The 22,411-nt window shown below is 38.4% G+C and carries 27 protein-coding genes; 20 read left to right on the forward strand and 7 right to left on the reverse strand.

All coding sequences use genetic code 11. From position 1 onward, the window contains the following. Window positions 1-94: 94 nt before the first annotated feature. Window positions 95-550, reverse strand: a complete 456-nt coding sequence (locus R2R28_RS15190) for a nuclear transport factor 2 family protein (RefSeq protein ID WP_316826536.1) — start codon at window positions 548-550, stop codon at window positions 95-97. Window positions 551-800: 250 nt separating this feature from the next. Here R2R28_RS15190 and R2R28_RS15195 point away from each other — a divergent pair, with 250 nt between their 5' ends. The 8 genes from R2R28_RS15195 to R2R28_RS15230 all read left to right on the forward strand — a co-directional run bounded on the left by R2R28_RS15195 (window position 801) and on the right by R2R28_RS15230 (window position 7,392). Beyond that, window positions 801-2,204, forward strand: a complete 1,404-nt coding sequence (locus R2R28_RS15195) for a tetratricopeptide repeat protein (RefSeq protein ID WP_316826537.1) — start codon at window positions 801-803, stop codon at window positions 2,202-2,204. Between the two features lie 60 nt (window positions 2,205-2,264). Next, the gene (locus R2R28_RS15200) at window positions 2,265-3,032 is read left to right on the forward strand and encodes a phosphosulfolactate synthase (protein WP_316826538.1); all 768 of its coding nucleotides are present in this window, start codon (window positions 2,265-2,267) and stop codon (window positions 3,030-3,032) included. Window positions 3,033-3,118: 86 nt separating this feature from the next. Beyond that, entirely contained in the window at window positions 3,119-3,862 is a 744-nt protein-coding gene (aroE, locus tag R2R28_RS15205) for a shikimate dehydrogenase (RefSeq protein WP_316826539.1), read from the forward strand. A 55-nt stretch (window positions 3,863-3,917) separates the two neighbouring features. Next, window positions 3,918-4,505, forward strand: coding sequence for a gliding motility lipoprotein GldD (locus R2R28_RS15210; protein WP_316826540.1), 588 nt, complete (start codon window positions 3,918-3,920; stop codon window positions 4,503-4,505). A gap of 22 nt (window positions 4,506-4,527) precedes the next feature. Beyond that, complete coding sequence (locus R2R28_RS15215; protein ID WP_316826541.1) at window positions 4,528-5,166, forward strand: MBL fold metallo-hydrolase; 639 nt, start codon at window positions 4,528-4,530, stop codon at window positions 5,164-5,166. A gap of 90 nt (window positions 5,167-5,256) precedes the next feature. Further along, a complete protein-coding gene (locus R2R28_RS15220) occupies window positions 5,257-6,489 on the forward strand; it encodes an ABC transporter permease (RefSeq protein WP_316826542.1) in 1,233 nt (410 codons plus the stop codon). Window position 6,490: 1 nt separating this feature from the next. Next, window positions 6,491-6,871, forward strand: a complete 381-nt coding sequence (locus R2R28_RS15225) for a hypothetical protein (protein ID WP_316826543.1) — start codon at window positions 6,491-6,493, stop codon at window positions 6,869-6,871. A 323-nt stretch (window positions 6,872-7,194) separates the two neighbouring features. Next, window positions 7,195-7,392 carry a hypothetical protein gene (locus R2R28_RS15230; RefSeq protein ID WP_316826544.1) on the forward strand — a complete coding sequence of 66 codons (198 nt, stop codon included), beginning with the start codon at window positions 7,195-7,197 and terminating at the stop codon, window positions 7,390-7,392. Window positions 7,393-7,518: 126 nt separating this feature from the next. On the opposite strand, the gene R2R28_RS15235 is transcribed toward R2R28_RS15230, so the two are convergent. The 3 genes from R2R28_RS15235 to R2R28_RS15245 all read right to left on the reverse strand — a co-directional run bounded on the left by R2R28_RS15235 (window position 7,519) and on the right by R2R28_RS15245 (window position 12,739). Then, complete coding sequence (locus R2R28_RS15235) at window positions 7,519-9,195, reverse strand: sodium/sugar symporter (protein ID WP_316826545.1); 1,677 nt, start codon at window positions 9,193-9,195, stop codon at window positions 7,519-7,521. A 629-nt stretch (window positions 9,196-9,824) separates the two neighbouring features. Further along, window positions 9,825-11,156, reverse strand: a complete 1,332-nt coding sequence (gene xylA / locus R2R28_RS15240; protein ID WP_316826546.1) for a xylose isomerase — start codon at window positions 11,154-11,156, stop codon at window positions 9,825-9,827. A 98-nt stretch (window positions 11,157-11,254) separates the two neighbouring features. Continuing rightward, window positions 11,255-12,739, reverse strand: coding sequence for a xylulokinase (locus R2R28_RS15245; protein ID WP_316826547.1), 1,485 nt, complete (start codon window positions 12,737-12,739; stop codon window positions 11,255-11,257). 155 nt (window positions 12,740-12,894) lie between these two features. Between R2R28_RS15245 and R2R28_RS15250 the strand changes: the two genes are divergently transcribed. The 5 genes from R2R28_RS15250 (at window position 12,895) to R2R28_RS15270 (ending at window position 15,639) form a co-directional block, all read left to right on the forward strand. Then, window positions 12,895-13,230 (forward strand): tRNA-binding protein, encoded by a 336-nt coding sequence (locus R2R28_RS15250; protein WP_316826548.1) that lies wholly within the window; start codon window positions 12,895-12,897, stop codon window positions 13,228-13,230. Between the two features lie 246 nt (window positions 13,231-13,476). Further along, window positions 13,477-13,944, forward strand: a complete 468-nt coding sequence (locus R2R28_RS15255) for a nucleoside deaminase (RefSeq protein ID WP_316826549.1) — start codon at window positions 13,477-13,479, stop codon at window positions 13,942-13,944. Window positions 13,945-14,206: 262 nt separating this feature from the next. Further along, window positions 14,207-14,815 carry a superoxide dismutase gene (locus R2R28_RS15260; RefSeq protein ID WP_316826550.1) on the forward strand — a complete coding sequence of 203 codons (609 nt, stop codon included), beginning with the start codon at window positions 14,207-14,209 and terminating at the stop codon, window positions 14,813-14,815. A 95-nt stretch (window positions 14,816-14,910) separates the two neighbouring features. Then, window positions 14,911-15,372, forward strand: a complete 462-nt coding sequence (locus R2R28_RS15265; RefSeq protein WP_316826551.1) for a hypothetical protein — start codon at window positions 14,911-14,913, stop codon at window positions 15,370-15,372. Window positions 15,373-15,408: 36 nt separating this feature from the next. Continuing rightward, window positions 15,409-15,639 carry a hypothetical protein gene (locus R2R28_RS15270; protein WP_316826552.1) on the forward strand — a complete coding sequence of 77 codons (231 nt, stop codon included), beginning with the start codon at window positions 15,409-15,411 and terminating at the stop codon, window positions 15,637-15,639. A gap of 151 nt (window positions 15,640-15,790) precedes the next feature. Here the strand turns inward: R2R28_RS15270 and R2R28_RS15275 are convergent, their stop codons facing one another. Beyond that, entirely contained in the window at window positions 15,791-16,723 is a 933-nt protein-coding gene (locus R2R28_RS15275) for a hydrogen peroxide-inducible genes activator (RefSeq protein ID WP_316826553.1), read from the reverse strand. A gap of 132 nt (window positions 16,724-16,855) precedes the next feature. Then, window positions 16,856-17,782, reverse strand: a complete 927-nt coding sequence (locus tag R2R28_RS15280; protein WP_316826554.1) for a GDP-L-fucose synthase — start codon at window positions 17,780-17,782, stop codon at window positions 16,856-16,858. Window positions 17,783-17,895: 113 nt separating this feature from the next. Here R2R28_RS15280 and trmB point away from each other — a divergent pair, with 113 nt between their 5' ends. From trmB to R2R28_RS15310, 6 genes are all read left to right on the forward strand, one after another. Further along, window positions 17,896-18,546 (forward strand): tRNA (guanosine(46)-N7)-methyltransferase TrmB, encoded by a 651-nt coding sequence (gene trmB / locus R2R28_RS15285; RefSeq protein ID WP_316826555.1) that lies wholly within the window; start codon window positions 17,896-17,898, stop codon window positions 18,544-18,546. After that, the gene (locus R2R28_RS15290) at window positions 18,546-18,881 is read left to right on the forward strand and encodes an MGMT family protein (RefSeq protein WP_316826556.1); all 336 of its coding nucleotides are present in this window, start codon (window positions 18,546-18,548) and stop codon (window positions 18,879-18,881) included. Before trmB ends, R2R28_RS15290 begins: the two co-directional genes overlap by 1 nt. 63 nt (window positions 18,882-18,944) lie before the next feature. Next, window positions 18,945-19,289 carry a carboxymuconolactone decarboxylase family protein gene (locus tag R2R28_RS15295; RefSeq protein ID WP_316826557.1) on the forward strand — a complete coding sequence of 115 codons (345 nt, stop codon included), beginning with the start codon at window positions 18,945-18,947 and terminating at the stop codon, window positions 19,287-19,289. Between the two features lie 69 nt (window positions 19,290-19,358). After that, complete coding sequence (locus R2R28_RS15300; RefSeq protein WP_316826558.1) at window positions 19,359-19,721, forward strand: four helix bundle protein; 363 nt, start codon at window positions 19,359-19,361, stop codon at window positions 19,719-19,721. A 1-nt stretch (window position 19,722) separates the two neighbouring features. Next, entirely contained in the window at window positions 19,723-20,310 is a 588-nt protein-coding gene (locus R2R28_RS15305) for a DNA-3-methyladenine glycosylase I (protein ID WP_316826559.1), read from the forward strand. Next, window positions 20,310-20,852: a GNAT family N-acetyltransferase gene (locus R2R28_RS15310; protein WP_316826560.1), complete on the forward strand. Its 543-nt coding sequence runs from the start codon at window positions 20,310-20,312 to the stop codon at window positions 20,850-20,852. The genes R2R28_RS15305 and R2R28_RS15310 overlap by 1 nt, the downstream gene beginning before the upstream one ends. Window positions 20,853-20,889: 37 nt before the next feature. Here R2R28_RS15310 and R2R28_RS15315 read toward each other — a convergent pair whose 3' ends face one another. Then, window positions 20,890-21,570, reverse strand: a complete 681-nt coding sequence (locus tag R2R28_RS15315) for a hypothetical protein (protein WP_316826561.1) — start codon at window positions 21,568-21,570, stop codon at window positions 20,890-20,892. Between the two features lie 192 nt (window positions 21,571-21,762). Between R2R28_RS15315 and R2R28_RS29190 the strand changes: the two genes are divergently transcribed. Continuing rightward, entirely contained in the window at window positions 21,763-22,326 is a 564-nt protein-coding gene (locus R2R28_RS29190; protein ID WP_410479183.1) for a type II CAAX prenyl endopeptidase Rce1 family protein, read from the forward strand. Window positions 22,327-22,411 lie beyond the last annotated feature (85 nt).

Here is a 22,411-nt window from a genome sequence, read left to right on the forward strand (position 1 = left end):
AACCCCGAATAGTAGCAACAACAATGGTAAAGCCCGGCTAGCAATAATTTACACACAGGTTTTGCTATCCAAAAAAATAAACCAACAGTAAAACCTACTTACAATTGTCCTTTCTCCTCGTATCAATAATATAAACAATTTGCCAGCCTTTACCACCCTTTACCAATTGAAAGGAGTTAACCCCGCAATGGCTAAATTTTTCACCTACATAAAACTTATAATCCGTCCATACAGAGGCCAGCGGCCCATCAATTAATATTTTGGTAAACACCACTCGTTCATCGTATATTTCTTGATGTGGTGTACCAATAAGTTTAACAAAATCATTAACAGATTCTGTTCTAACGCTTACTTTTCCATCCTTACTTACAATAGTTTGCATTACCGCCCCGGTGGCAAAAGCTGATCTGGTTAAAACACTGTCGGTTGTTTTCATTCCGGCAAATAGATGATTAACGGCTTCCTTAACCGCACTTTCATCATTACTTTGTGCAAAGCTGTTTGTAGTAAAACCGACTAAAAACAGGGCAAAAATGATCAATCCTTTCATGACTTCTTGATTACGTATATCCCATAAATTTATAGTATTTTTGTAAAAGAAGGGAAAAGGAACCGCGATGTTGCAAAAAATCTATCGATTATCCACACATCTTAATCACAGTTAATACGCTTTATATTCAGCTATTTACATTGTTTTAACCCATTGATGTTAATAATTATTTAAAAAACGAATAATTTAAATTGGTAAACTTATAATGTGTTTTTCTGCTAATTGGCACGGTTCTTTAATAGTATAATATATGGAAGAAGAATTCTTTTTTGAATCCAACGAAGACGCACAACGCTCAGTAGAACGTTACGAAGAAATGCTCCGTAATCAGGATCAGTATTTTTTCGATGCAGGCGCTTTTGAATACATTGTAGATTTTTACATTGAAAAAAATGATCCGGTAAAAGCTTTGCAGGTAGTTGATTTTGCCATCAGTCAACACCCTTATGCAACTGTTTTTTTAATCAAACAGGCTCATCTTTACATTTTAACCAACAACAACGAGCAGGCTTTTATTGCTTTGCAAAAGGCTGAACTTTTAGAACCATCAGAACCGGATATCTATTTGCTGCGCGGTAATATTTTTCAAAATACCGAACGTTATGATGAGGCACTTGAAAATTATGAAAAAGCTTTAGGCCTGGCCGAAAGTACGGATGAAATTTTGTTGCAGATGGCTTATGTTTACCAGAGCATGAGTGATTATGAAAGCGCCATTACCTATATTAAGCTGAGTTTAGAGCAAAATATGGAAAACCAGGATGGTTTGTATGAGCTGGCTTTTTGTTACGATGTTTTAGACAAGCAGGAAGAAAGCATTAAATTTTATCAGCAATATATCGATACCGATCCGTATTCGTATGCGGCATGGTATAACCTGGGCAACAGTTTTCATAAACTGAATCTTTTCGAAAAAGCAATCGATGCTTACGATTACGCCATTTTAATTAAAGAAGATTTCAGCTCGGCTTATTTTAACAAAGGAAATGCATTGGTGCAGTTGGATAAATACGACGAGGCGATTGAGGTTTATAAACAGACTTTCGAATATGAACCGCCTAATGCGGACACTTATTGTGCCATTGGCGAGTGTTACGAAAAGCTGGAGAAAATGGACGAAGCACGTTCTTATTATAAAAAATCGGTAAAAATGGATCCAAAAATGGCAGATGCCTGGTTTGGAATCGGTGTTACGCTGAATTTTGAAGAACGCTATTTCGAATCGCTTCATTTTTATAAAAAAGCAATTGATTTAGAAGCCGAAAATCCAGATTTCTGGTTTGCTATGGCCGATGCTTATTATAAACTAGGCCAGATTGACGAATCAATTGAAGCTTACGAAAAAGTACTGGAATTTAATCCGATGGATATTGAAGCCTGGTTAGATTTCAGCACGGTGCTTTACGAGCAGGGAAAATTACTGGAAGCATCAGAAACCATGGCCGAGGCAATTAAAAATAATCCCGAAGCAGCCGAACTCTATTATCGCATGGTGGCTTATCTTTTTGCCATGGGTAATTATAGTGATGCGCTGGGATACCTGGAAACAGCTTTAACAACCGATCCTGACAAACACTATATTTTGTTCGAATATCTACCGCAATTGCAGGATAATAGTGCCATTTTGAACGTTATAAACAGATATATAAGATAACGACCTTGTGAGAAAAATTTAACAAATAAATCTCAAAATTTTTTTCACTTTTGTACGCATATGAATTATCCATTATTAAACGTTCCCGAACGTCCAGCTAAACCACGCCAAAAAGGCTTAACAATGGTTATGGATAAGGGATTGAGCCTACGCCAGGTAGAAGATTTTATTGAAGTTGCCGGCGTACATACAGATATCGTAAAATTAGGTTGGGCAACATCACATGTAACACCAAACCTTAAAGAAAAATTAGCTTTATATAAAAGTGCAGGTATCCCGACTTATTTTGGCGGAACCTTATTTGAAGCCTTTATCATCCGTAACCAATTTTCGGATTATCAGCGTATTTTAGACCAGTACGGAATGGAATATGCAGAAGTTTCTGATGGTTCTATCGAGATCGAACATGATAAAAAGTGTGAGTTTATCCGCGAACTTTCAAAACAGGTTACTGTAATTTCGGAAGTGGGAAGTAAAGATGCTGCAAAGATATTTGCCCCATACAAGTGGATTAAACTGATGCAGGCAGAGCTTGAAGCAGGATCGTGGAAAGTAATTGCCGAAGCCCGTGAAGGCGGTAACGTTGGTATTTACCGGGGAAGCGGTGAAGTACGTGAGGGTTTGGTGGATGAAATTTTAACACAGATTCCTGAAGAAACCATTATCTGGGAAGCACCACAAAAAGAGCAGCAGGTTTGGTTTATCAAATTAATCGGCAGCAATGTAAACCTGGGCAATATTGCCCCTGCAGAAGTAATTCCTTTAGAAACCATTCGTTTAGGCTTACGTGGAGATACTTTCGATTATTTCCTGAACCAGGTTAAATAAAAGATAAAATTCGTCATTACGAGGCGCATAGTTAAATAAACCTTACAGGTTTCAAAAACCTGTAAGGTTTGCTTGTTTATATCAATATGAAAACATACGGCTTAATCGGATATCCATTATCTCATTCTTTCTCCAAAAAATATTTTACCGAAAAGTTTTTAAATGAGGGCATAGCCGATCATCAATATGAACTTTTCCCCATCGAAGATATCAAATCGCTTCCCGATCTGCTGATTGAAAATCCTTCACTTTGTGGCCTCAATGTAACCATCCCTCACAAGGTAAATGTACTTTGTTATTTAAACGAAGTGGATGAAGCTGCAGAGAAAATTGGTGCCGTAAATTGCATTTCCGTTAAAAGTTTCGAAGGCAATAATTATTTAAAAGGTTACAATACCGATGCCTATGGCTTTGAAGCCTCATTAACACCACTGCTAGGTTCACAACATACAAAAGCGCTGGTTTTTGGTGATGGAGGAGCAGCCAAAGCGGTAAAATATGTTTTAGAAAAACTAAACATCGAATACCAGGTGGTGGTACGCAAACCTGTTGAGGGTGCTATTTTATATGCAGCGATTACACCCGAAATTTTGGCCTCACACCATTTATTGATCAACACCACCCCATTGGGAATGTCGCCAAATGTTGATACCTTTCCTGAAATTGATTACAGCCAGCTCGGGCCTGCTCATTTAGCTTACGATCTGGTATATAATCCATTAGAAACCGTATTTTTGGCTAAAGCTGCTGCACAGGGCGCTGCTATTAAAAACGGACTGGAAATGTTATACAAACAGGCCGAAAAAGCCTGGGCCATCTGGAATAAATAACTTAACTTATCGTCATGGCGAGGAGGAAGGACGAAGCAATCTTTGATAGAACGTTATGAAATTAAAAGAATTGATTTTTTTACCGCTTGTGTTACTTTTATGCATAACCGCCTGTCAAAACCACGATTATAGTCCTAAACCCAGGGCTTATTTCAGGATTGTATTTCCCAAAAAAGAATATACTCCATTTACCGAACCGGTTCCTTTTAGTTTTAAGTATCCTACATACGCAACTGTAGAGCAGGATCTGAGTCGCGATGCCAGAAAGAACTGGTACAACCTCCATTTTAAACAATTTAATGGCTTTTTGCACCTGACTTATTATGATGTATCAGGTAAAGGAGCATATGATGAAATGGTAGAAGACGCCCGGAAACTTGCTTTTAAGCATACCATAAAGGCAAGTGCCATCGATCAAAAGGTCATTAATTACCCCGGTCGCAAGGTTTATGGCATTTATTATGCCATAGAAGGAAATACGGCCTCATCTGTTCAGTTTTTTTTAACGGATAGCGCCAAACATTATTTTAGGGGTGCCCTGTATTTTAATGAGCGACCACAATACGACTCGATAGCACCCGTTGTTAATTTTATTAAAAAAGATATCGACACGCTCATCGCCACTTTTAAGTGGAAAAATTAATTTAAGACCTGTTTTAAAAACTATGATTACCGTAAAAACCTTCACCTTTAACGCTTACAGCGAAAATACTTATCTGCTTTACGATGAAACCAAAGAATGTGTCATTATTGATCCGGGCATGTATGAAGGTTTTGAGCAGAACGAAATTGCCGCTTTCATTAAACAGGAAAATCTTACACCCGTTTTATTGTTAAATACGCATTGCCATCTCGATCATGTTTTTGGCAATAAGTTTATTTTTGACACCTATGGCTTAAAACCGCAGTTCCACGAAGGTGAATTGCCGATTTTAAATGCAATACCCGGATATGCACCATCAATGGGTTTTACCCGTTATGAGGTTTCGCCGCAGCCCGATACCTTTCTGCCTGAAACCGGAACCATATCTTTTGGCAACAGCACTTTAAGTTTAATATTTGCCCCTGGTCATTCGCCGGCGCATTTGTGCTTTTACAGTGCTGCTGATCATATTTTAATGGGTGGTGATGTACTTTTTTATGGCAGCATCGGTCGCAGCGATTTGCCCGGAGGAAACCATCAGCAATTAATCCAAAACATTTCGGATAAACTTTTTGTATTACCTGATGAAACCAAAGTTTACCCTGGCCACGGACCAGCTACAAGCATTGGTTTCGAAAAGCAACATAACCCGTTTTTTTAAATGTAAGGTGGGTGATGGAAAAAGGATGATGGTAATATCCATCTCACATATTCCATCTTACCTCATCCATCTTTTACTATCTTTACCGCTGTGAATACATCGTTTTATATTGCCAAAAGGTATCTTTTTGCCAAAAAATCTACCAATGCCATTAACCTGATATCGGGCATATCAATGGTTGGTGTAATGGTAGGCAGTGCGGCATTAATTATTATTCTTTCGGTATTTAACGGTTTAGAAACAGTGGTGTTGAACATGTTCGATACCATTACTCCTCAAATTGCCATTACCCCTGCTAAAGGAAAAACCTTCGACCCGAATACCACTTATTTTAACCAGCTTAAAAAAAATAAGGATGTTGCTGCCTTTACAGAAGTATTACAGGAAAACGCACTGTTAAAATACAATAATAAACAAGCCGTTGGTATGGTGAAAGGCGTTAGCCCCGATTATTTAAAAAACACTAAATTAGACAGTACCATTAAAGAAGGTCGTTTTATACTTCATAACAAAAGTGGCAATAATGCGGTTATCGGTTCGGCCCTTCAAAGTTATCTGGCCGTAAATACGGTAGATCCTTTTACCGAGCTTGAAATTTATTCGCCAAAAAAAGATATCGTACCGAACAGTTTAAACCCAGCCGATGATTTTGTGGCTAAAAGCATCCGGGTAAGTGGTGTTTTCGAGGTGCAGCAGGATTTTGATAATGGCATTATTGTACCATTAGATTTTGCCCGCGAGTTGCTGGGCGAAGAGAAAAATGTGTCTGCAATTGAGATTAACCTGCAACCTGGGGTAGATTTAGACGGTTTTCAGAAAGAAGTTATAGAAAAAGCCGGAAAAGATTATGAGGTAAAAAACCAGGCAGAACAGAACAAATCGCTTTACCACATTTTAAACACAGAAAAATGGGCTGTATATATTATTCTTACTTTTATCCTCATTATTGCTATATTTAATATCATAGGGTCGTTAACCATGTTAGTAATAGATAAAGTGAAGGATGTTGCCATCCTGAGCAGCTTAGGTGCCGGGAAAAAATTAATCAAACGTATATTTTTATTCGAGGGTATGATGATTACCATGTCGGGCTGTGTGCTGGGCTTAATTATCGGCCTTATTTTTTACTATTTTCAGCACACTTACGGCCTGATTAAAATGGGCGAAGAAAATAAAACGCTGGTAAGTTCTTATCCTATCGGCTTAAAATGGAAAGATTTTGTTTTAGTTTTCGTTACTGTAGGAATCTTCTCATTTTTGGCATCTGCTTTGTCGTCCAATTTAAGTGTTAAAAAGATCGATCAAATTAATCAATCCATATAAAATGAAGTTATTTAAACAAGCAATTGTATTCGTTGTGCTCCTTGGCGTGGCCGCTACAGCTTGTAGAAACGATAAAGCCGAGGGAGAAAAAAGTAACCTGAAAATTGTTAAAGGTTTGTATAGTTTCGGTCCAGAAATGAAATCTTTTACCCTTTGCGAAGATACCCGTGATTATTGGGTTACCGACAGCGTAAAAAAATTAGAACTGGCTTATAGCAATTTAGGCTTCGAAAAACCTTACGAGCCGGTATATGTAGAATTAGAAGGTTATTTTAAAAAAACCGATACGGCTACCGTTTCTGCCGATTTTGATTCTACATTAGTGGTTACGAAGGTGATCAAGATCAGCAAAGAAATCCCTGACGGGCCTTGTGCGCAATAATTGATTAAATCACTGCCTTGGTTCATGGACACACGAACCAAATTAATTTTATAAGAAACCACGCCATGGTTCGTGTCTCCACGAAACAAATCAATTTCAAAAGAGATAACTGATCCTTATAGATCGTCTTAAATTCAAAATATTTATTTTTTGGAGCGCAGTTGCAATGCTAATCGGATGCAGCAGTCCTGCTTTCCGCTACTTCCGATGAAAAATCGGAACCGCTTCAATCAGGGCTAAAGAAATAGGCTTGTTGCGAAAATTTCCACGCCATGGTTCGTGTCTCCACGAACCAAATCAATTTTATAAGAAATAGGCTTGTTGTGAAAATCTCCGAAGTTTCCCAAGGCACTGGCATTGGCAAACTTCGGAAGCCAGCAGCGCTTTCCTCTCCACCTAAACCTGATCGCAGTGGTTCCGGTCTGCCTACCGTTAAACCAGCACAAATTATCACCGGAAAGAACGGAGAGCAGGAAGATTTTTATCTAACTGCTGCAGTATCTGCTTTCCAAAAAATATAATTGAATTTTATTTCACTCAAATAACCACTTTGAAAATACTGCTAAAACAAAAAAGCTTTCCAGTTTCCCAGAAAGCTTTAAAATATACTAATCGCCTTGGTGCGTGTCACCACGAGCCAATCGATACTACCAGTAAATACCGTAAAGGGCTACTAATAAACCAATAATAATCAAAGCACCAACAGCAAAACCCGTTGTAGTTTTAAACATTTTCGAATCGATTTCCAATCCTTTAGGGTTAACGCCATTTTTATTTTCGAATAAACTGATAATTACCATGCCCAGAATACAGAATACGAATACAAAACCCATTCTATCTAAGAAAGGAATTTCGTAAATGCCGGCTCCGTTTTTAACCGAGAAGCCCATACCCGATAACCAGGAAAGATCTGTCCAGCCGGGAAGGAATTTTAACAGCAACGATAAACCGAAACCACCAATGGTTGCAAAAAGTGCTGCATTAGAGGTTGCTCTTTTCCAGAAGAAACCCAATATAAACATGGCAAAGATACCCGGAGATACAAAACCAGTGTACTCCTGAATATATTGGAATCCTCCTTTTTTATCGATGCCTAAATGTGGTGCGATTAAAACACCCAATGCCATCGCTATCACTACAGCAATTTTACCCGTTAACACAAGGTTTTTTTCAGACGCGTCGGTTTTTAATACTTTTTTATAAATATCTAAGGTAAAAATGGTGGCAATGCTGTTTGCTTTACCCGCTAAAGAAGCCACCACTGCAGCGGTTAAAGCAGCGAATGATAAACCTTTTAAACCTGCAGGCAATAAATTTAGCAATACAGGGTAAGCACGATCAGGGTTAACCGATCCGTCCTGCAGCATTTCTGATTGGAAAGCACCATCTTTATATAATACGTAAGCGGCAATACCGGGTAAAACCACGATAATTGGCATTAATAGTTTTAAAAATGCAGCGAAAAGGATACCCCCGCGGGCCGTTTTTAAATCAGCACCTAAAGCACGTTGGGTAATGTACTGGTTGCAGCCCCAATAATTCAGGTTCACAATCCACATCCCACCTACCAGGACACTTAATCCTGGTAAATCGATATAATTTTCATTATCTGGCTTTAAAATCATATGAAAATGTTCTGATGCTTTTGAAGTCATTAAACTATAACCTTCAAAAATACCTGAGGTTCCATAATGTGTAGAAACCAAATTTAAGGCTAAATAAGTGGTTGCTAAACCACCCAGTATTAAGAAAAACACCTGGATAACATCGGTATACCCAATTACTTTCATTCCACCCAGCGTAATTACAATGGCAAAAGCTGCAATGGCGTACATACAAAAGGTAAGATTAAAACCCGAAATACTGCTTACTGCTAAAGCACCCAAATAAAGGATTGAAGTTAAATTTACCACTACATATAACAATAACCAGAACACCGCCATAATCATGGCCACGGTTCCGTTATACCGTTGATGTAAAAACTGCGGCATTGTGGCAATTTTGTTTTTCAGGTAAACCGGAATGAAGAAAACGGCAACAATTACCAAGGTAAGGGCAGCCATCCACTCGTATGTTGCAATCGCTAATCCCATTTTAAAGCCCGATCCGCTCATTCCAATAAACTGCTCGGCCGAAATATTCGATGCAATTAAGGATGCGCCTATGGCCCACCAGGTAAGTGAACCTTCAGCCAGGAAATAATCTTTTGAGCCTGTGGATGCGGATTTCTTCTTGTTGTAGATGTACAGACCGTAAGCAGCCACAATAACGAAGTACACTGCAAATACAATGTAATCCTTCGTGTCCAATAAGTTGTGTTTCATTAATGTAATAGTGGTTATTTGGTTTAGAAAGTTAAATGTAATAAAATCATAAAATAATATCCGCTTTTTTTTAAACTAAAAAATGTTAAATTGACATTTATTAATTTTACTTCTTCTTCAAATATGGAGAATCTCATAAGATAAAACAAAAGCGGTTGAGCTCATTGGCTAAATAAAAAGATGTCCTTCGATAACGCTATCAATGACAGATGCTAAAGAATGGTGGTCATTCCCGCGCAGGCTGGAACAACGAAGTGCTCAGCGAAGCTAATCTTAATGCAACCTGCAACCCCTGCCAAGGCATTACGATTGCCAGTCGAGCTGGCAATGACGATTCTACGCACTGTCATTAAACCTCCAATGTATTTGCAAAATGCTAAGCGCTACCATTGGCAGATTCTATAGTAAGGTTGTCATTCCGACTGAAGTGCAATCCCGAACATTCGGGAGAGAAATCTTTTAACATGGCTCAAAGATTTCTCCACTGCAGTCGAAATGACGATATTTTGAGACCATTCATCTCCCTCAGGACTGACAGCTTTTTTTATTTAACAAGCCTTAGGTCTTCAACTACGCATCCGAGGTCTGTGTCTCCACAGGCCTCGGAATATTATCTATTAAAAATAGTTTTAAATATACCTGTTGATCAGATTCTCTAAATATTCCTGTTTTCCGCTACGTACTTCTGGTTCACCGTTTTCGGCAGCGTAATTTCGGAGGTCTTCTAACGTTAACTTACCCTGTTCAAAATCTGCGCCTTTACCACTATCAAAAGAAGCATAACGATCGGCCCTGATTTTTTTATAATCTGATTTTTGGAGAATGGCATCCGCAGTGATCAAAGCGCGGGCAAATATGTCCATGCCACCAACATGTGCATAAAATAAATCTTTAGGATCGGTAGAGTTACGGCGGATCTTTGCATCAAAGTTTACACCACCGCCTTGCAAACCACCGCCTTCTAAAATGATCAGCATGGTTTCGGTTAGTTCATTAATATCATTCGGAAACTGATCCGTATCCCATCCGTTCTGATAATCGCCACGATTAGCATCAATAGAGCCCAAGAGGCCATTATCAACGGCAACCTGTAATTCGTGCTGAAAAGTATGACCAGCCAGGGTAGCGTGGTTCACCTCTAAATTTAATTTGAAATCGGCCAGCAGATCATATTGTTGCAAAAAGCCCTTAACCGTTGCCGCATCATAATCGTACTGGTGTTTAGAAGGCTCGCACGGCTTTGGTTCGATAAAGAAAGTTCCTTTAAAACCTTCTTTACGGGCATAATCTTTAGCCGCATGTAAAAATTTAGCCAAATGCTCCTGCTCACGTTTCATATTGGTGTTCAACAGGCTCATATAACCTTCACGACCACCCCAGAAAACATAATTTTCTCCCCCTAAAGCAATTGTGGCATCTAAGGCAGCTTTAACCTGCGCAGCACCATGGGCCAATACATGAAAATCGGGATTAGTAGAAGCTCCATTCATGTAACGCTTATGGCTGAACAAATTGGCGGTTCCCCAAAGTAATTTTACACCACTATCAGCTTGTTTCTGTTTGGCATATTCTACCAGGGTTTGTAGTCTGCGCTCATTTTCGGCAATATCATCAGTATAAACTACCACATCCACATCGTGGAAACAGTAATAAGGAATCTGCATTTTGGTGATAAATTCAAAAGCAGCATCCATTTTATCCTTTGCCCTTTCTACGGCATCTTTTTTTTCATCCCATGGAAAAACATGTGTTGCGCCGCCAAATGGATCTGAACCGTTGCCATTAAACGAGTGCCAATACGCACAGGCAAATTTAAAATGTTCGTTCATGGTTTTTCCTGCCACAATTTTATTGGCATCGTACCACCTAAAGGCTAAAGGATTATCGCTTGTTAAGCCTTCAAACTGAACTTGTTCAATCCCTTTAAAAAATTCTTTTGCTCCTGTTACTACTTTTGTCATGTGTTTTTGTTTTTTTGTTGATGGTTCATCTTTTAATTCATGGTTGATGGTTCGTAGCCCACCTAGCTATGAACAATTAAACTATGATCCATGAACCCTTATCTATCAATTAACTCTTTCTCTAATATTGCTTTCCAATCCTGGTAAATTGGTTCGTATGCTTCTGAATTTTTCGGGCTTAACATTTTAATCGCCTCGTGCTGCGTAAAAGCTTCTTCCGCGCTGTTAAAAATACCGGCCCCAATCCCTGCTCCCAGCGCAGCTCCAACACTGCCATCGTTTTCGTACAACTCAACCGGAATACTCGTAACATCTACGAAAGTCTGCGCGAAATTTTCGCTTAAAAACAGATTTGCAAGGCCAGCCCGGATTACCTTAGGTACCATGCCATTTTCGCGCATAATATCCAATCCGTAACGAAACGAAAATGCAATTCCTTCTTGTATGGCCCTGAAAATTGTTGATTGGTTATGTGTATTTAAATCAATTCCCAATAGCTGAGCACCGGTATATTTGTTGTTTAACATGCGTTCGGCGCCATTACCAAAAGGAAGAACCTTTAATCCATTACTTCCTATTGGTGCATCTGCCGCCAGCTGGTTCAGTTCGGCATAGGTAGCCTGGGGAGCAAAATTATGTTTCGCCCAGCGGTACATACTTCCTGTACCATTAATACAAAGGAGCACGCCTGTATGCTTTTTTTCTGCTGAATAGGTTACATGGGCAAAGGTATTTACCCTCGATTGTTTATCGTAGGTAAGATCGTTGCTTACGCCATAAATTACACCCGATGTACCTGCCGTTGCAGCAACCTCGCCCGGTTTTAATACATTTAAAGAAAGTGCATTATTAGGCTGATCGCCAGATTTGTAGGCAACAGGAATACCTGCAGTTAAACCTAAAGCAGCAGCAATATCAGTTTTTAAATAACCATGCGCTGAGAACAGCGGTTTTACAGTTGGAATAAGCTGTTCATCAATGCCATAATAGTTTAGTACATCTTTAGAAATTTCGTGGTTTTCAAAATCCCATAAAATACCTTCTGAAAGCGCGGAAATACTGGTGGTGATTTCGCCGGTTAATTTCATGGCAATGAAATCGCCTGGCAGCATCATTTTATCAATACGGTTATAAATATCGGGTTCATTTGTTTTTACCCAAGCCAGTTTTGAGGCGGTAAAATTTCCTGGAGAATTTAACAGGTGTTTCAAAGATTTATCATGACCAATGGTTTCAAAAGCTTCATTGCCCAGTTCAACAGACCTGCTATCGCACCAGATAATGCTATCACGCAGTACCTGCTGCTTTTGATCTACCACCACCAGGCCATGCATTTGGTAAGCAATACCAATGGCTTTAATTTCCTTGGGATCGAATAAACCTGTGGCATTTAATTTAAGAACGGCCTGCTGAACATTTTGCCACCACTCATCAGGCGATTGCTCAGCCCAGCCAGTTTGCAGGGATTTGATCGGTGTTTCCTCTTCGGGATATTGAACTGTAACTACTTTTTTTTGTGTAGCTACCTCAACAATGGCAACTTTTATGGATGATGTACCTAAATCAATTCCTAATAAATACATGGTTAAAAATTATTTTATACTTGGTTATGCAAACGGTTGCATAAATATAGAGGTAAAAATATAAATCGCAAATTTTTTATACTGCCAATGTGATTTAGTGCATTTAAATCCTAGCTGAATAATGTATATTTTTGATCATTATATTAAATTGAGCGATGGAACAAATTACCTGGGATGATTTTGAAAAAGTAGAATTAAGAGTGGGAACAGTATTGGAAGCCTATGCGTTTCCTGAAGCCCGCAGACCAGCCTATAAACTAAAAGTAGATTTTGGCGAGTTCGGGATTAAAATGAGTAGTGCACAGATTACCAAACATTATACCCTGGAGGAATTGGCAGGCAAACAGATTGTTGGGGTAATCAACTTTCCTAAAAAGCAGATTGGCAAGTTTATGTCTGAGTTTTTGGTTACGGGTTTTGCCGACGAAAACGGAGATATTGTGTTAACCGCAGTACAAAGCAAGGTACCGAATGGGAGTAAGCTGGTTTAGGAGTTGACTTCCGAAGTTTTTAGCACGTACCCCACAAAATAGCCCTCATTGGAGCGTAAAGCACGCAATCCCGATTTTTCACCGGGAGAGGACTTGGAGTGCAAAGCAGGACTGCAGCAGCCGATAAGCACTAAAACTGCGCTCCAAAAATCTAACCAGCCCAGCCTTTAAACTTCCGAAATTCGCCTGCGCCATGCCCATCGGAAACTTCGGAAGTCTTTGCCGCTTAAACCCTATATTTGCTCCATGAGTTTTTATAATTTCGAAGATACCAATCCCGGGGAAGAAGACATCCATTATATGAAACTGGCTCTGGAGGAAGCTAAAAAAGCCCAGGCAGAAGACGAAATCCCTATAGGCGCTATTGTGGTAAGCAAAAACCGTATTATTGGCCGTGGTTACAACTTAACCGAACGTTTTAACGATGTTACCGCACATGCCGAAATGCAGGCATTTACCTCAGCCGCCCAAACCATTGGTGGAAAATATTTAAGAGATTGTACGCTTTATGTTACCATAGAGCCTTGTGTAATGTGTGCCGGCGCCAGTTACTGGACACAAATAGGCCGGATTGTTTATGGCGCCCGTGAAGAAAAAAGAGGTTTTATTTCTAAAAACGCAAGTCTCCTCCATCCTAAAACGGTATTGAAGGGAGGAGTGATGGCAGAAGAATGCGGAGCGCTAATGAAGGTTTTTTTTGCGAAGAAGAGATAGGCGTTGATGGCTCATGGCCTAACCGTTTAATGGCCGAAAATGCTATTGATCCAACAAACCATCAACTATTAACCAATAGAAATTAATCATTTTTAACCAATCCATCCCGGAGTTATCGACCTGAACCTTACAACTTTCAGACCTTTTAACTTTACAACACCAGAGCAGAAAACGATTTGATGATAATAACATGAACAAATCTTAACGTTCTAATGTTATATTTGCTACAAGAAACATTTTTAAATCTTAAAACATAAACATTATGGCTTTTGAATTACCTGCGTTACACTACGCAACCGATGCATTAGAACCGCATATTGATAAAACTACCATGGAAATCCACCATGATAAACATCATCAAGCTTACGTTACCAACTTAAACAAAGCGTTAGAAGGTAAACCAGAAGCAACTTCTAGCATCGAAGAAATTGTAAAACACATTTCAAAATTCCCTCCTGCTGTTAGAAACAATGGTGGTGGTCACTATAATCACTCTCTATTCTGGAACATTTTAGGTCCAAATAAAGGTGGTGAGCCAACTGGCGATTTAGCAAAAGCAATTAACGAAACTTTCGGTTCGTTTGCTGAGCTTAAAACTAAATTACAAGAAGCTGGTGCTACCCGTTTCGGTTCGGGTTGGGCCTGGTTATCAGTTGGTGCTGATAAAAAACTTCAGGTTTCTTCTACTCCAAACCAGGATAATCCTTTAATGGACATCGCTGAAGTAAAAGGTACTCCAATTTTAGGTATTGATGTTTGGGAACATGCATATTACTTAAAATACCAGAACAAACGTCCGGATTATTTAGCTGCAATCTGGAATGTAGTTAACTGGGATGCAGTTGCTGAACTTTACAAAAAAGCTTTGTAAGCTAATTCCAATAAAATTTAAGAAAGGTCCCGATGCAAATCGGGACTTTCTTGTTTTAAGATAATTAAGTAACTTCGCACTACTAAATGTTTAAAATGAAAAGGCTTGTAATTTTATTTTTAATTGTTATTGGTGTAAATGGATGGGTGAGCGCGCAGCAGAACAAAATGCCTACACCTACTGAAATTGCACAAAAAAATGTAGACGACCTGGATAAAAGGTTAAAATTGAATGCTACGCAAAAAAGTGTGATTTATAGTTTCACTTTTAACCAGGCAAAAGAACAAGCCGATTTAATTAAAAGACAACAGGCCGGAAACTCACGTGAGGAGGATGTAGATAAGTTTTACAAACTACAAAACGAAACCACAAAAAACATCCGCAATGTTTTAAGACCCGAGCAACAGTCTGAATATGACAAAGTTATAGAAGAACGTTTAAGCGGAAAAGGCCTAAAGGGCAAAAACAAGAAAAAGAAAAAAGGTGAGGAAGAAGAAGTGGAAAGCGATATTAAAGGTTTGCTTTCTGGTCCGCCGGTTGAAAAACAAAACCAATAAGCTTAGGGCTTAAATAAAGGTAATAATCTATTAAAAATGCCAGAAATAATCCTCGGATCTCTTGTACTCGGGCTATTACTATCGCCGCAGTTACTTGCTGGTTTTTTAGCAAAAAGAACTGGTAGAAAATTCTGGTTTTGGTTTTTAATCTCCTTTTTAATTCCTATTATTTCGCTGATTATATTGATCTTTTTGGAAGATAAAAATCCTGAAGCCCAAAGTTATAAACTGGCTGATCATGTGGATAAGGATAGGGAGTTAGCTTAAAAGGTTGCGAAATAAACCAATCCTATCGAAAAGTCGTCATTGCGAGGAGGAACGACAAAGCAATCTTTTATGCTTTTGAGTCCTACCATAAAGATTGCTTCGTCAGCTGATAAAGCCTTCTTATAATGACGATCGCAGAGTATGTTGAAACTTAAATCCCAACAATATCTTTTTTCTTTTTTTGCTTCATAGCTTTAGGGATGATTTCTAAAATCTCATCTTTTAACGCATTAAGCATTCGCTTTTTGATAAAGTTTTTATGGGTTACCAGACTAATTTCGCGAACGGGTTCGGGAGATTTAAAATGACGAATTTTACTGCTTTGTTTCGCATTTAATTCTGCAATGGCTAGTTCAGGAAGCAAGGTGGCACCACCATTTAAATCGACCATTCGCACCAAAGTTTCTACACTACCGGTATTGTATTCTAAGCCCTGTAACCTGTTATTTTTAGTAGAGCGGCAGATATTTAAAACCTGGTTACGCATGCAGTGGCCTTCGTTTAAGAGCCAGATGTTTTCGTCGTTCAGGTCTTCCGCATCAACTGCTTTCTTTTTATAAAGCTTGCTGTTTTTGCTGATATAGCTTACAAAATTTTCGTAATATAAAGGTGTTTCTGTAATGTTCGGATCGGTTAGCGGTGTGGCTAAAATCCCACAATCCAGCACACCTGTTTTTAAATGATGGATAATATCTTCGGTAGTATATTCCCAGATTAAAAGTTTCAGTTCGGGATATTTCTCCAGCATGGCCGAAATTACTTCTGGCAATAAATATGGGGCAACTGTTGGGATCACGCCAATTCTTAATTCACCTAAAACATCCTGCTGCTGGCTGCTGATAAGCTCTTTTATTTTCCCGCTTTCTTGTAAGATGATCCTGGCCTGCGCAATAATTTGTGCGCCAATTTCAGTCGGGCTTACAGGCTGTTTACTTCGGTCGAAAATTTTAACACTAATAAGTTCTTCCAGTTTTTGCACCTGCATACTTAGGGTTGGCTGGGTTACAAAACATTTATCGGCAGCGGTTACAAAACTTCTGTAAGTATCAACAGCAACAATATATTCAAGCTGAACTAAAGTCATATAGGTAAAATTGATTTATCTTATCAAAGATATAAATTTTAACTATAATAAAAATGATTGAATTAGAGAATTCGTGAGTGATTGAATTTTGAATGAAAGAGCATGATTAAAAACATTCTCTCCTTCAATACACTAGTACCTGCTTTCGAAATCCTGATAGGCCATTGCAATACCTTCTCTTAATTCAACTTTATGTTTCCAGCCTAAATCATGCAGTTTGCTTACATCCATTAATTTACGCGGCGTTCCGTCGGGTTTGTTTGCATCGAATACCAGTTCGCCTTCAAAACCCAACACCTCTTTAATCAGCAAAGCGAGGTCTTTAATAGTTAAATCGTGTCCGGTACCAATGTTAATCAGGTTTGGTTTGCTGTAATTCTGCATCAGGAAATAACAAGCATCAGCCAGATCATCTGCGAATAAAAACTCACGCATTGGCGAGCCCGATCCCCAAACAACAACCTCCTTTTCGTTATTCGCCTTTGCTTCGTGAACTTTACGAATCAGCGCGGGTAAAACGTGCGAATTTTGTGGATGGTAATTATCATTATAACCATAAAGATTGGTTGGCATTACCGAAATAAAATTACAGCCGTACTGATCGCGGTAAGCATCGCACATTTTAATCCCTGCAATTTTTGCTATAGCATAAGGTTCGTTGGTATGTTCTAAAGTTCCGGTTAATAGGTAATCTTCCTTTAACGGTTGCGGAGCCATTTTAGGATAAATACAACTCGAGCCCAAAAACATCAGTTTTTTAACCCCGCTTATATAAGCATTATGGATAACATTATTCTGGATGGCCAAATTTTCATAAAGAAAATCTGCCCTATAAGTATTGTTTGCTACAATACCACCAACTTTCGCTGCAGCAAGAAATACATAGTCTGGTTTTTCTTCAGCAAAGAAATCGGTAACGGCCTGCTGGTTGCGCAAATCCAGTTCATCCGAAGTTTTGGCAATGATATTTCTGTAACCTTCTTTTTGCAGTTTACGGTAAATGGCCGAACCCACCATACCACGATGGCCTGCAATATATATTTTAGCTTCTTTTTCCACAGTAAATTTTATAGGTTACAAAAATACGATTCCTAAACAAGATTGACATGAATCTTTCTGGCAAAAGAAACATGGGTTATTGATTTAATTGTATTTTTGCAGAAAAAAAACTTTTGGGTAAAGATAAACTTAGGCGTTTTGCAGAAATCGAAACATTTGCAAACGTATATCAATTAGACGCGGGAAAGGCTTTAAAAGGGAATTGGGCTTCACAACATTTTAAAAACGAAAACCCTATTGTGCTCGAGCTCGCCTGTGGCAAGGGTGAATATTCGGTAAACTTAGCCAGGTTATTTCCTGATAAAAATTTTATTGGATTAGATTATAAGGGTAACCGCATCTGGCGGGGTGCTAAAACAGCCATTGAAGACGGCATAGATAATGTTGCTTTTTTAAGGATACAGATTGAAAACATCCTGGATTATTTTAATGAAGGAGAAATTGACGAAATATGGATTACCTTCCCTGATCCACAGCCACAGGATAGCCGCGAGAAAAAACGTTTAACATTCCCAGCATTTTTGAACCGTTATAAACTGGTTTTAAAACCTGGAGGGAACGTTAATTTAAAAACCGATAATGATCAGTTATACGCTTACACCTGCGAAAAGGTTGCAGAATTAGGCCTGCCTGTACATAAAAACACGGATCATTTATATACTTCGGACCTGGTTGACGAAGTGCTATCAATTAAAACCTATTACGAGAAAAAATACCTGTTACACGATAAAAATATTAACTATATTCAATTTTCTTTTGAATAATGGATACCAATTTCTACGAGCAGGTTTATGAGATTGCCCGATTGATCCCCAAAGGAAGAGTTACTTCTTATGGGGCAATTGCCAAAAGTTTGGGCGCGGCAAAATCATCGCGGATGGTTGGGCATGCCATGCTTTATGCCGGCACCGCTCATCCTAAAGTACCTGCCCACCGCGTGGTAAACAGCAGCGGACTCCTTACTGGAAAATTCCATTTTAGACCACCCGAATTAATGGAAGAACTGTTAAAACAGGAAGGTATTGAAGTTAAAAACGATAAAGTGGTTAACTTTAAAAAGGTATTCTGGAATCCACTGGAAGAAATCAACCTCGACTAAAACCCATCAGATTTAATATTAACGTTATTCTCTCATTCAAAATTTATCACTCAATAATTAATCATGGGAAAATTAGTAGAAGAATTTAACGGCTATCGCGAAAAAATGAACGATAGGATTATGGAAACAGCGAATACGAATATTAAACGTTTTTTCGCTTTAGATACCACTTCCTATGCTGATGGAGCCCTGGATGTTAAAACAAAAGAAATGCTTGGACTGGTAGCATCAATGGTGCTCCGCTGTGATGACTGCATTAAATATCATTTAGGCAAATGCTTCGATGCAGGCGTAAACAACGACGAAATGAACGAAATCTTCATGATCGCCAACCTCGTGGGCGGCAGCATCGTAATTCCTCATTATAGAAGAGCAGTGGAGTATTGGGATGAATTGAGTTCTTCTTAGTCCAGAGTCTGTAGTCCAGAGTCCTTAGTCTATTTCTCTTCCCAAATTATTATATTAGTTTAAAAAACTATGGGAAAGTTTAGAGAATTAATTGCCTATAAAAAAGGATTTACTCTTCTGATGGATATCTTTAGCTTAACAAAAGATTTTCCTAAATCAGAGCAAAATAGTTTGGTAGATCAGATCCGCAGATCTTCAAGATCTGTTTGTAGCAGTATTGGCGAAGCTTATAAAAAGAGAAGGTACCCAAATCATTTTACAAGTAAATTATCAGACGCAGACATGGAGAATGGTGAAACTCAGGTTTGGTTAGACGTGGCCCTTGCCTGTAACTATATTTCTAAAGAAAAATTCAATCATTTGGATGCACAATGTGAAAAAATTAGTAAACTATTAAGCTTCATGATTAAAAACCCTGCAAAATTCGCATAATATGACTCAAGACTCTGGACTAAAGACTAAGGACTCAATAAGCCGTTGCTCCTGGGCTACTTCCGATCCACTTTACATCAAATACCACGATGAAGAATGGGGGAAGCCCGTTTACGACGATAAAATTTTATTCGAATTTTTGATACTGGAAGGTGCGCAGGCTGGTTTAAGCTGGATTACCATTTTGCGCAGACGAGAAAATTATCGTAAAGCTTTTGCAGATTTCGAGGTTAAGAAAATAGCTGCTTTTACCGAAAAGGATGTAGAACGGCTGATGAACGATGAAGGTATTATCCGCAACCGTTTAAAAGTAAATAGCGCCATTACCAATGCAAAGCTGTTTATCGAAATTCAGAAAGAATTTGGCAGTTTCTCTACATACATGTGGAGCTTTGTTCCTGAGGGTAAACCGATCCAAAACCATATTGAAAAAATGAGTGATGTTCCTCCAAGAACCGAACTGTCGGATAGAATCAGCAAAGACATGAAAAAACGTGGCTTTAAGTTTTTTGGCACCACCATCTGTTATGCCCATATGCAGGCCACCGGAATGGTGAACGACCATTTATTAAACTGTTGCGCAAGATAATGTTTGCTTCACATACACTATATACTGATAGATTTTTATTGAGGCAATTTCATCCTAACGATCTGGCATCCGTATTTAAAGGCTTGTCGCACCCAGATGTTATACGTTATTATGGCGTAAGTTATTCTAGTCTGGAGGAAACCCATGATCAACTAACCTGGTTTAATGACCTTCAAAAAAACGAAGCAGGCATATGGTGGGCCATCTGCGATAAAGGAAATCATAAATTCTATGGCGCCATCGGGTTTAATGACTTAAGTAAAATCGATAAAAAGGCAGAAATTGGCTTTTGGTTACTACCCGAATATTGGGGAACGGGCATCATTAAAGAAGCAGCCAATCCGGTTTGCGATTATGCCTTTGAGAAATTAAGCTTAAGAAAAATTGAGGCTATGGTTGAAACAGAAAACGAAAACAGTAAAAAGATTCTGAGAAAACTTGGCTTCGATTATCAGGAGACGATGAAGAATTGCGAAATTAAAAATGATAGGTTTATCAGTCTGGCGATTTATGCAAAGTTAAAGAACGATAATATGACTTAAACGATCTTGTAATCCTAAAATCTATCATTAATTCTGTCTACTTTTTAGCCGCATTATAATCCTTTACCCATTCAATTACATCCCTGCTATTAAAGTCCGTTCCTGCTTCTACTTTAGCTCTTATTTCAGGTTGATCGGCCATTTTTTGCAATAGAATACTTCTAACTTCCATCTTTCTGCCATCATCCGTTATTGCTTTCATAGGCACTTCCTGTAAAGGCCCCGCACCTGGCTTTTCGATAAAGTAGCGGACTGCAGGTGCCCCTGCTGGTCTCTCCGGAGCGGAACTTCGTCCACCGCCAATGCTAATTCCTCCACCCATGCCCATACCACCGTAACCACCCGTTCCGGTTCCAATGCCTACTGACGGCCTGAACCTTACTTTTTTCTCTTTTGCCTCAGGCACTAAAGTACCTCCACCGAAAGAATACAGATTAACCGTCCCCATTTCAATTACTTTTACAAAACGGTATTCGAAATTACGTCCGTTTGCAAAACCTTTGCTCACAAAGCTATTGCCGTTCCAGAAGAAATTTTTAACCTCCTTTGCTGGCAAAATCACATCAGCTTCATCATTAGCACTGATAAAAACTGAAAAATAATCGGTCCCCTTTATCGTTCCACGAATCACGTCATCGTTGTTTTTAACGATAAAATCCTGCGCCTGGATTGTAAGGGTTATTGAAAAAAATAAAATAAATAAGCTAAAAATCTTCATATGTTAGTAATCTCGTGATATAACGCAAGTTATTCAAAAATAATATTCAAAATAAGAATGATACAAACACGCTCTACATTTTGGCAATTCTTAAAAAAGCCAAAACTTTTAAAACTTAGTAAAGATAATAAATCTCTTTGGAGAGATATGTTATGGCTGCTCATACTTGATTTATTATTTGCAAGTTTAGTGATGGCCACTTATTATATACTGGCACATTTTAAAATTATTAAAGAATATGTAGAGAAAATCGATCTATTAAAAAAATACGGGTTTATAACAAGCTTATTTATTGCCTGCATTATTGCTCCAACAATAGAAGAATTTTTATTTAGATGGCAATTGCGCAAAAAGTATCTGCCCATTTATTTTGTATGCTTTACCTTCGCTTTAATATCTGCTTATTTTATAAACAGTAAGTACCTCACTTGGTCAATCTATATCTTTTTTCTCCTTGTAGCACTAATTTTTCATGGATATTTTAAACGGATGAACGTCCGTAAAAGACTGGTTTTTCAACAACGGTCATTTGGTTATCTATTTTATTATTCTGCCATTATATTTGGCCTGATACATTTATCCAATATTAAAGGTTTAACGCTTAGTGATCCTGCCTTTATCATATTTGTCATCTCACAAGCTTTTACCGCCTTGTCTTTGGGCTATCTCCGTATAAAATATGGCTTATTATATTCTATCTTACTGCATTGCTTTTTTAATTTTGTAATGATCACACTAGAGTTCTTTTTAAGTTAAAATGAGTATATATCTCTTCTAAACCTTTAACTTTGGTTAATTTATCATCCGGTAAATCTATTTATCGGTGTAATCATAAAATCAG

The sequence above is a fragment of the Pedobacter miscanthi genome (assembly GCF_032678605.1).
GTDB lineage: Bacteria > Bacteroidota > Bacteroidia > Sphingobacteriales > Sphingobacteriaceae > Pedobacter > Pedobacter miscanthi_A.

Excerpts from the sequence above, each read along its gene's own strand:
- R2R28_RS15250 (WP_316826548.1), top strand. The coding sequence starts at position 12,895 with ATGGAACAAATTACCTGGGATGATTTTGAAAAAGTAGAATTAAGAGTG.
- R2R28_RS15255 (WP_316826549.1), top strand. The coding sequence starts at position 13,477 with ATGAGTTTTTATAATTTCGAAGATACCAATCCCGGGGAAGAAGACATC.
- R2R28_RS15290 (WP_316826556.1), top strand. The coding sequence starts at position 18,546 with ATGGATACCAATTTCTACGAGCAGGTTTATGAGATTGCCCGATTGATC.
- R2R28_RS15215 (WP_316826541.1), top strand. The coding sequence starts at position 4,528 with ATGATTACCGTAAAAACCTTCACCTTTAACGCTTACAGCGAAAATACT.
- R2R28_RS15190 (WP_316826536.1), bottom strand. The coding sequence starts at position 550 with ATGAAAGGATTGATCATTTTTGCCCTGTTTTTAGTCGGTTTTACTACA.
- R2R28_RS15245 (WP_316826547.1), bottom strand. The coding sequence starts at position 12,739 with ATGTATTTATTAGGAATTGATTTAGGTACATCATCCATAAAAGTTGCC.
- R2R28_RS15310 (WP_316826560.1), top strand. The coding sequence starts at position 20,310 with ATGTTTGCTTCACATACACTATATACTGATAGATTTTTATTGAGGCAA.
- R2R28_RS15270 (WP_316826552.1), top strand. The coding sequence starts at position 15,409 with ATGCCAGAAATAATCCTCGGATCTCTTGTACTCGGGCTATTACTATCG.
- R2R28_RS15305 (WP_316826559.1), top strand. The coding sequence starts at position 19,723 with ATGACTCAAGACTCTGGACTAAAGACTAAGGACTCAATAAGCCGTTGC.
- R2R28_RS15295 (WP_316826557.1), top strand. The coding sequence starts at position 18,945 with ATGGGAAAATTAGTAGAAGAATTTAACGGCTATCGCGAAAAAATGAAC.
- R2R28_RS15265 (WP_316826551.1), top strand. The coding sequence starts at position 14,911 with ATGAAAAGGCTTGTAATTTTATTTTTAATTGTTATTGGTGTAAATGGA.
- R2R28_RS15225 (WP_316826543.1), top strand. The coding sequence starts at position 6,491 with ATGAAGTTATTTAAACAAGCAATTGTATTCGTTGTGCTCCTTGGCGTG.
- aroE (WP_316826539.1), top strand. The coding sequence starts at position 3,119 with ATGAAAACATACGGCTTAATCGGATATCCATTATCTCATTCTTTCTCC.
- R2R28_RS15315 (WP_316826561.1), bottom strand. The coding sequence starts at position 21,570 with ATGAAGATTTTTAGCTTATTTATTTTATTTTTTTCAATAACCCTTACA.
- R2R28_RS15260 (WP_316826550.1), top strand. The coding sequence starts at position 14,207 with ATGGCTTTTGAATTACCTGCGTTACACTACGCAACCGATGCATTAGAA.
- R2R28_RS15235 (WP_316826545.1), bottom strand. The coding sequence starts at position 9,195 with ATGAAACACAACTTATTGGACACGAAGGATTACATTGTATTTGCAGTG.
- xylA (WP_316826546.1), bottom strand. The coding sequence starts at position 11,156 with ATGACAAAAGTAGTAACAGGAGCAAAAGAATTTTTTAAAGGGATTGAA.
- R2R28_RS15275 (WP_316826553.1), bottom strand. The coding sequence starts at position 16,723 with ATGACTTTAGTTCAGCTTGAATATATTGTTGCTGTTGATACTTACAGA.
- R2R28_RS15200 (WP_316826538.1), top strand. The coding sequence starts at position 2,265 with ATGAATTATCCATTATTAAACGTTCCCGAACGTCCAGCTAAACCACGC.
- R2R28_RS15210 (WP_316826540.1), top strand. The coding sequence starts at position 3,918 with ATGAAATTAAAAGAATTGATTTTTTTACCGCTTGTGTTACTTTTATGC.
- R2R28_RS29190 (WP_410479183.1), top strand. The coding sequence starts at position 21,763 with ATGGCCACTTATTATATACTGGCACATTTTAAAATTATTAAAGAATAT.
- R2R28_RS15195 (WP_316826537.1), top strand. The coding sequence starts at position 801 with ATGGAAGAAGAATTCTTTTTTGAATCCAACGAAGACGCACAACGCTCA.
- R2R28_RS15300 (WP_316826558.1), top strand. The coding sequence starts at position 19,359 with ATGGGAAAGTTTAGAGAATTAATTGCCTATAAAAAAGGATTTACTCTT.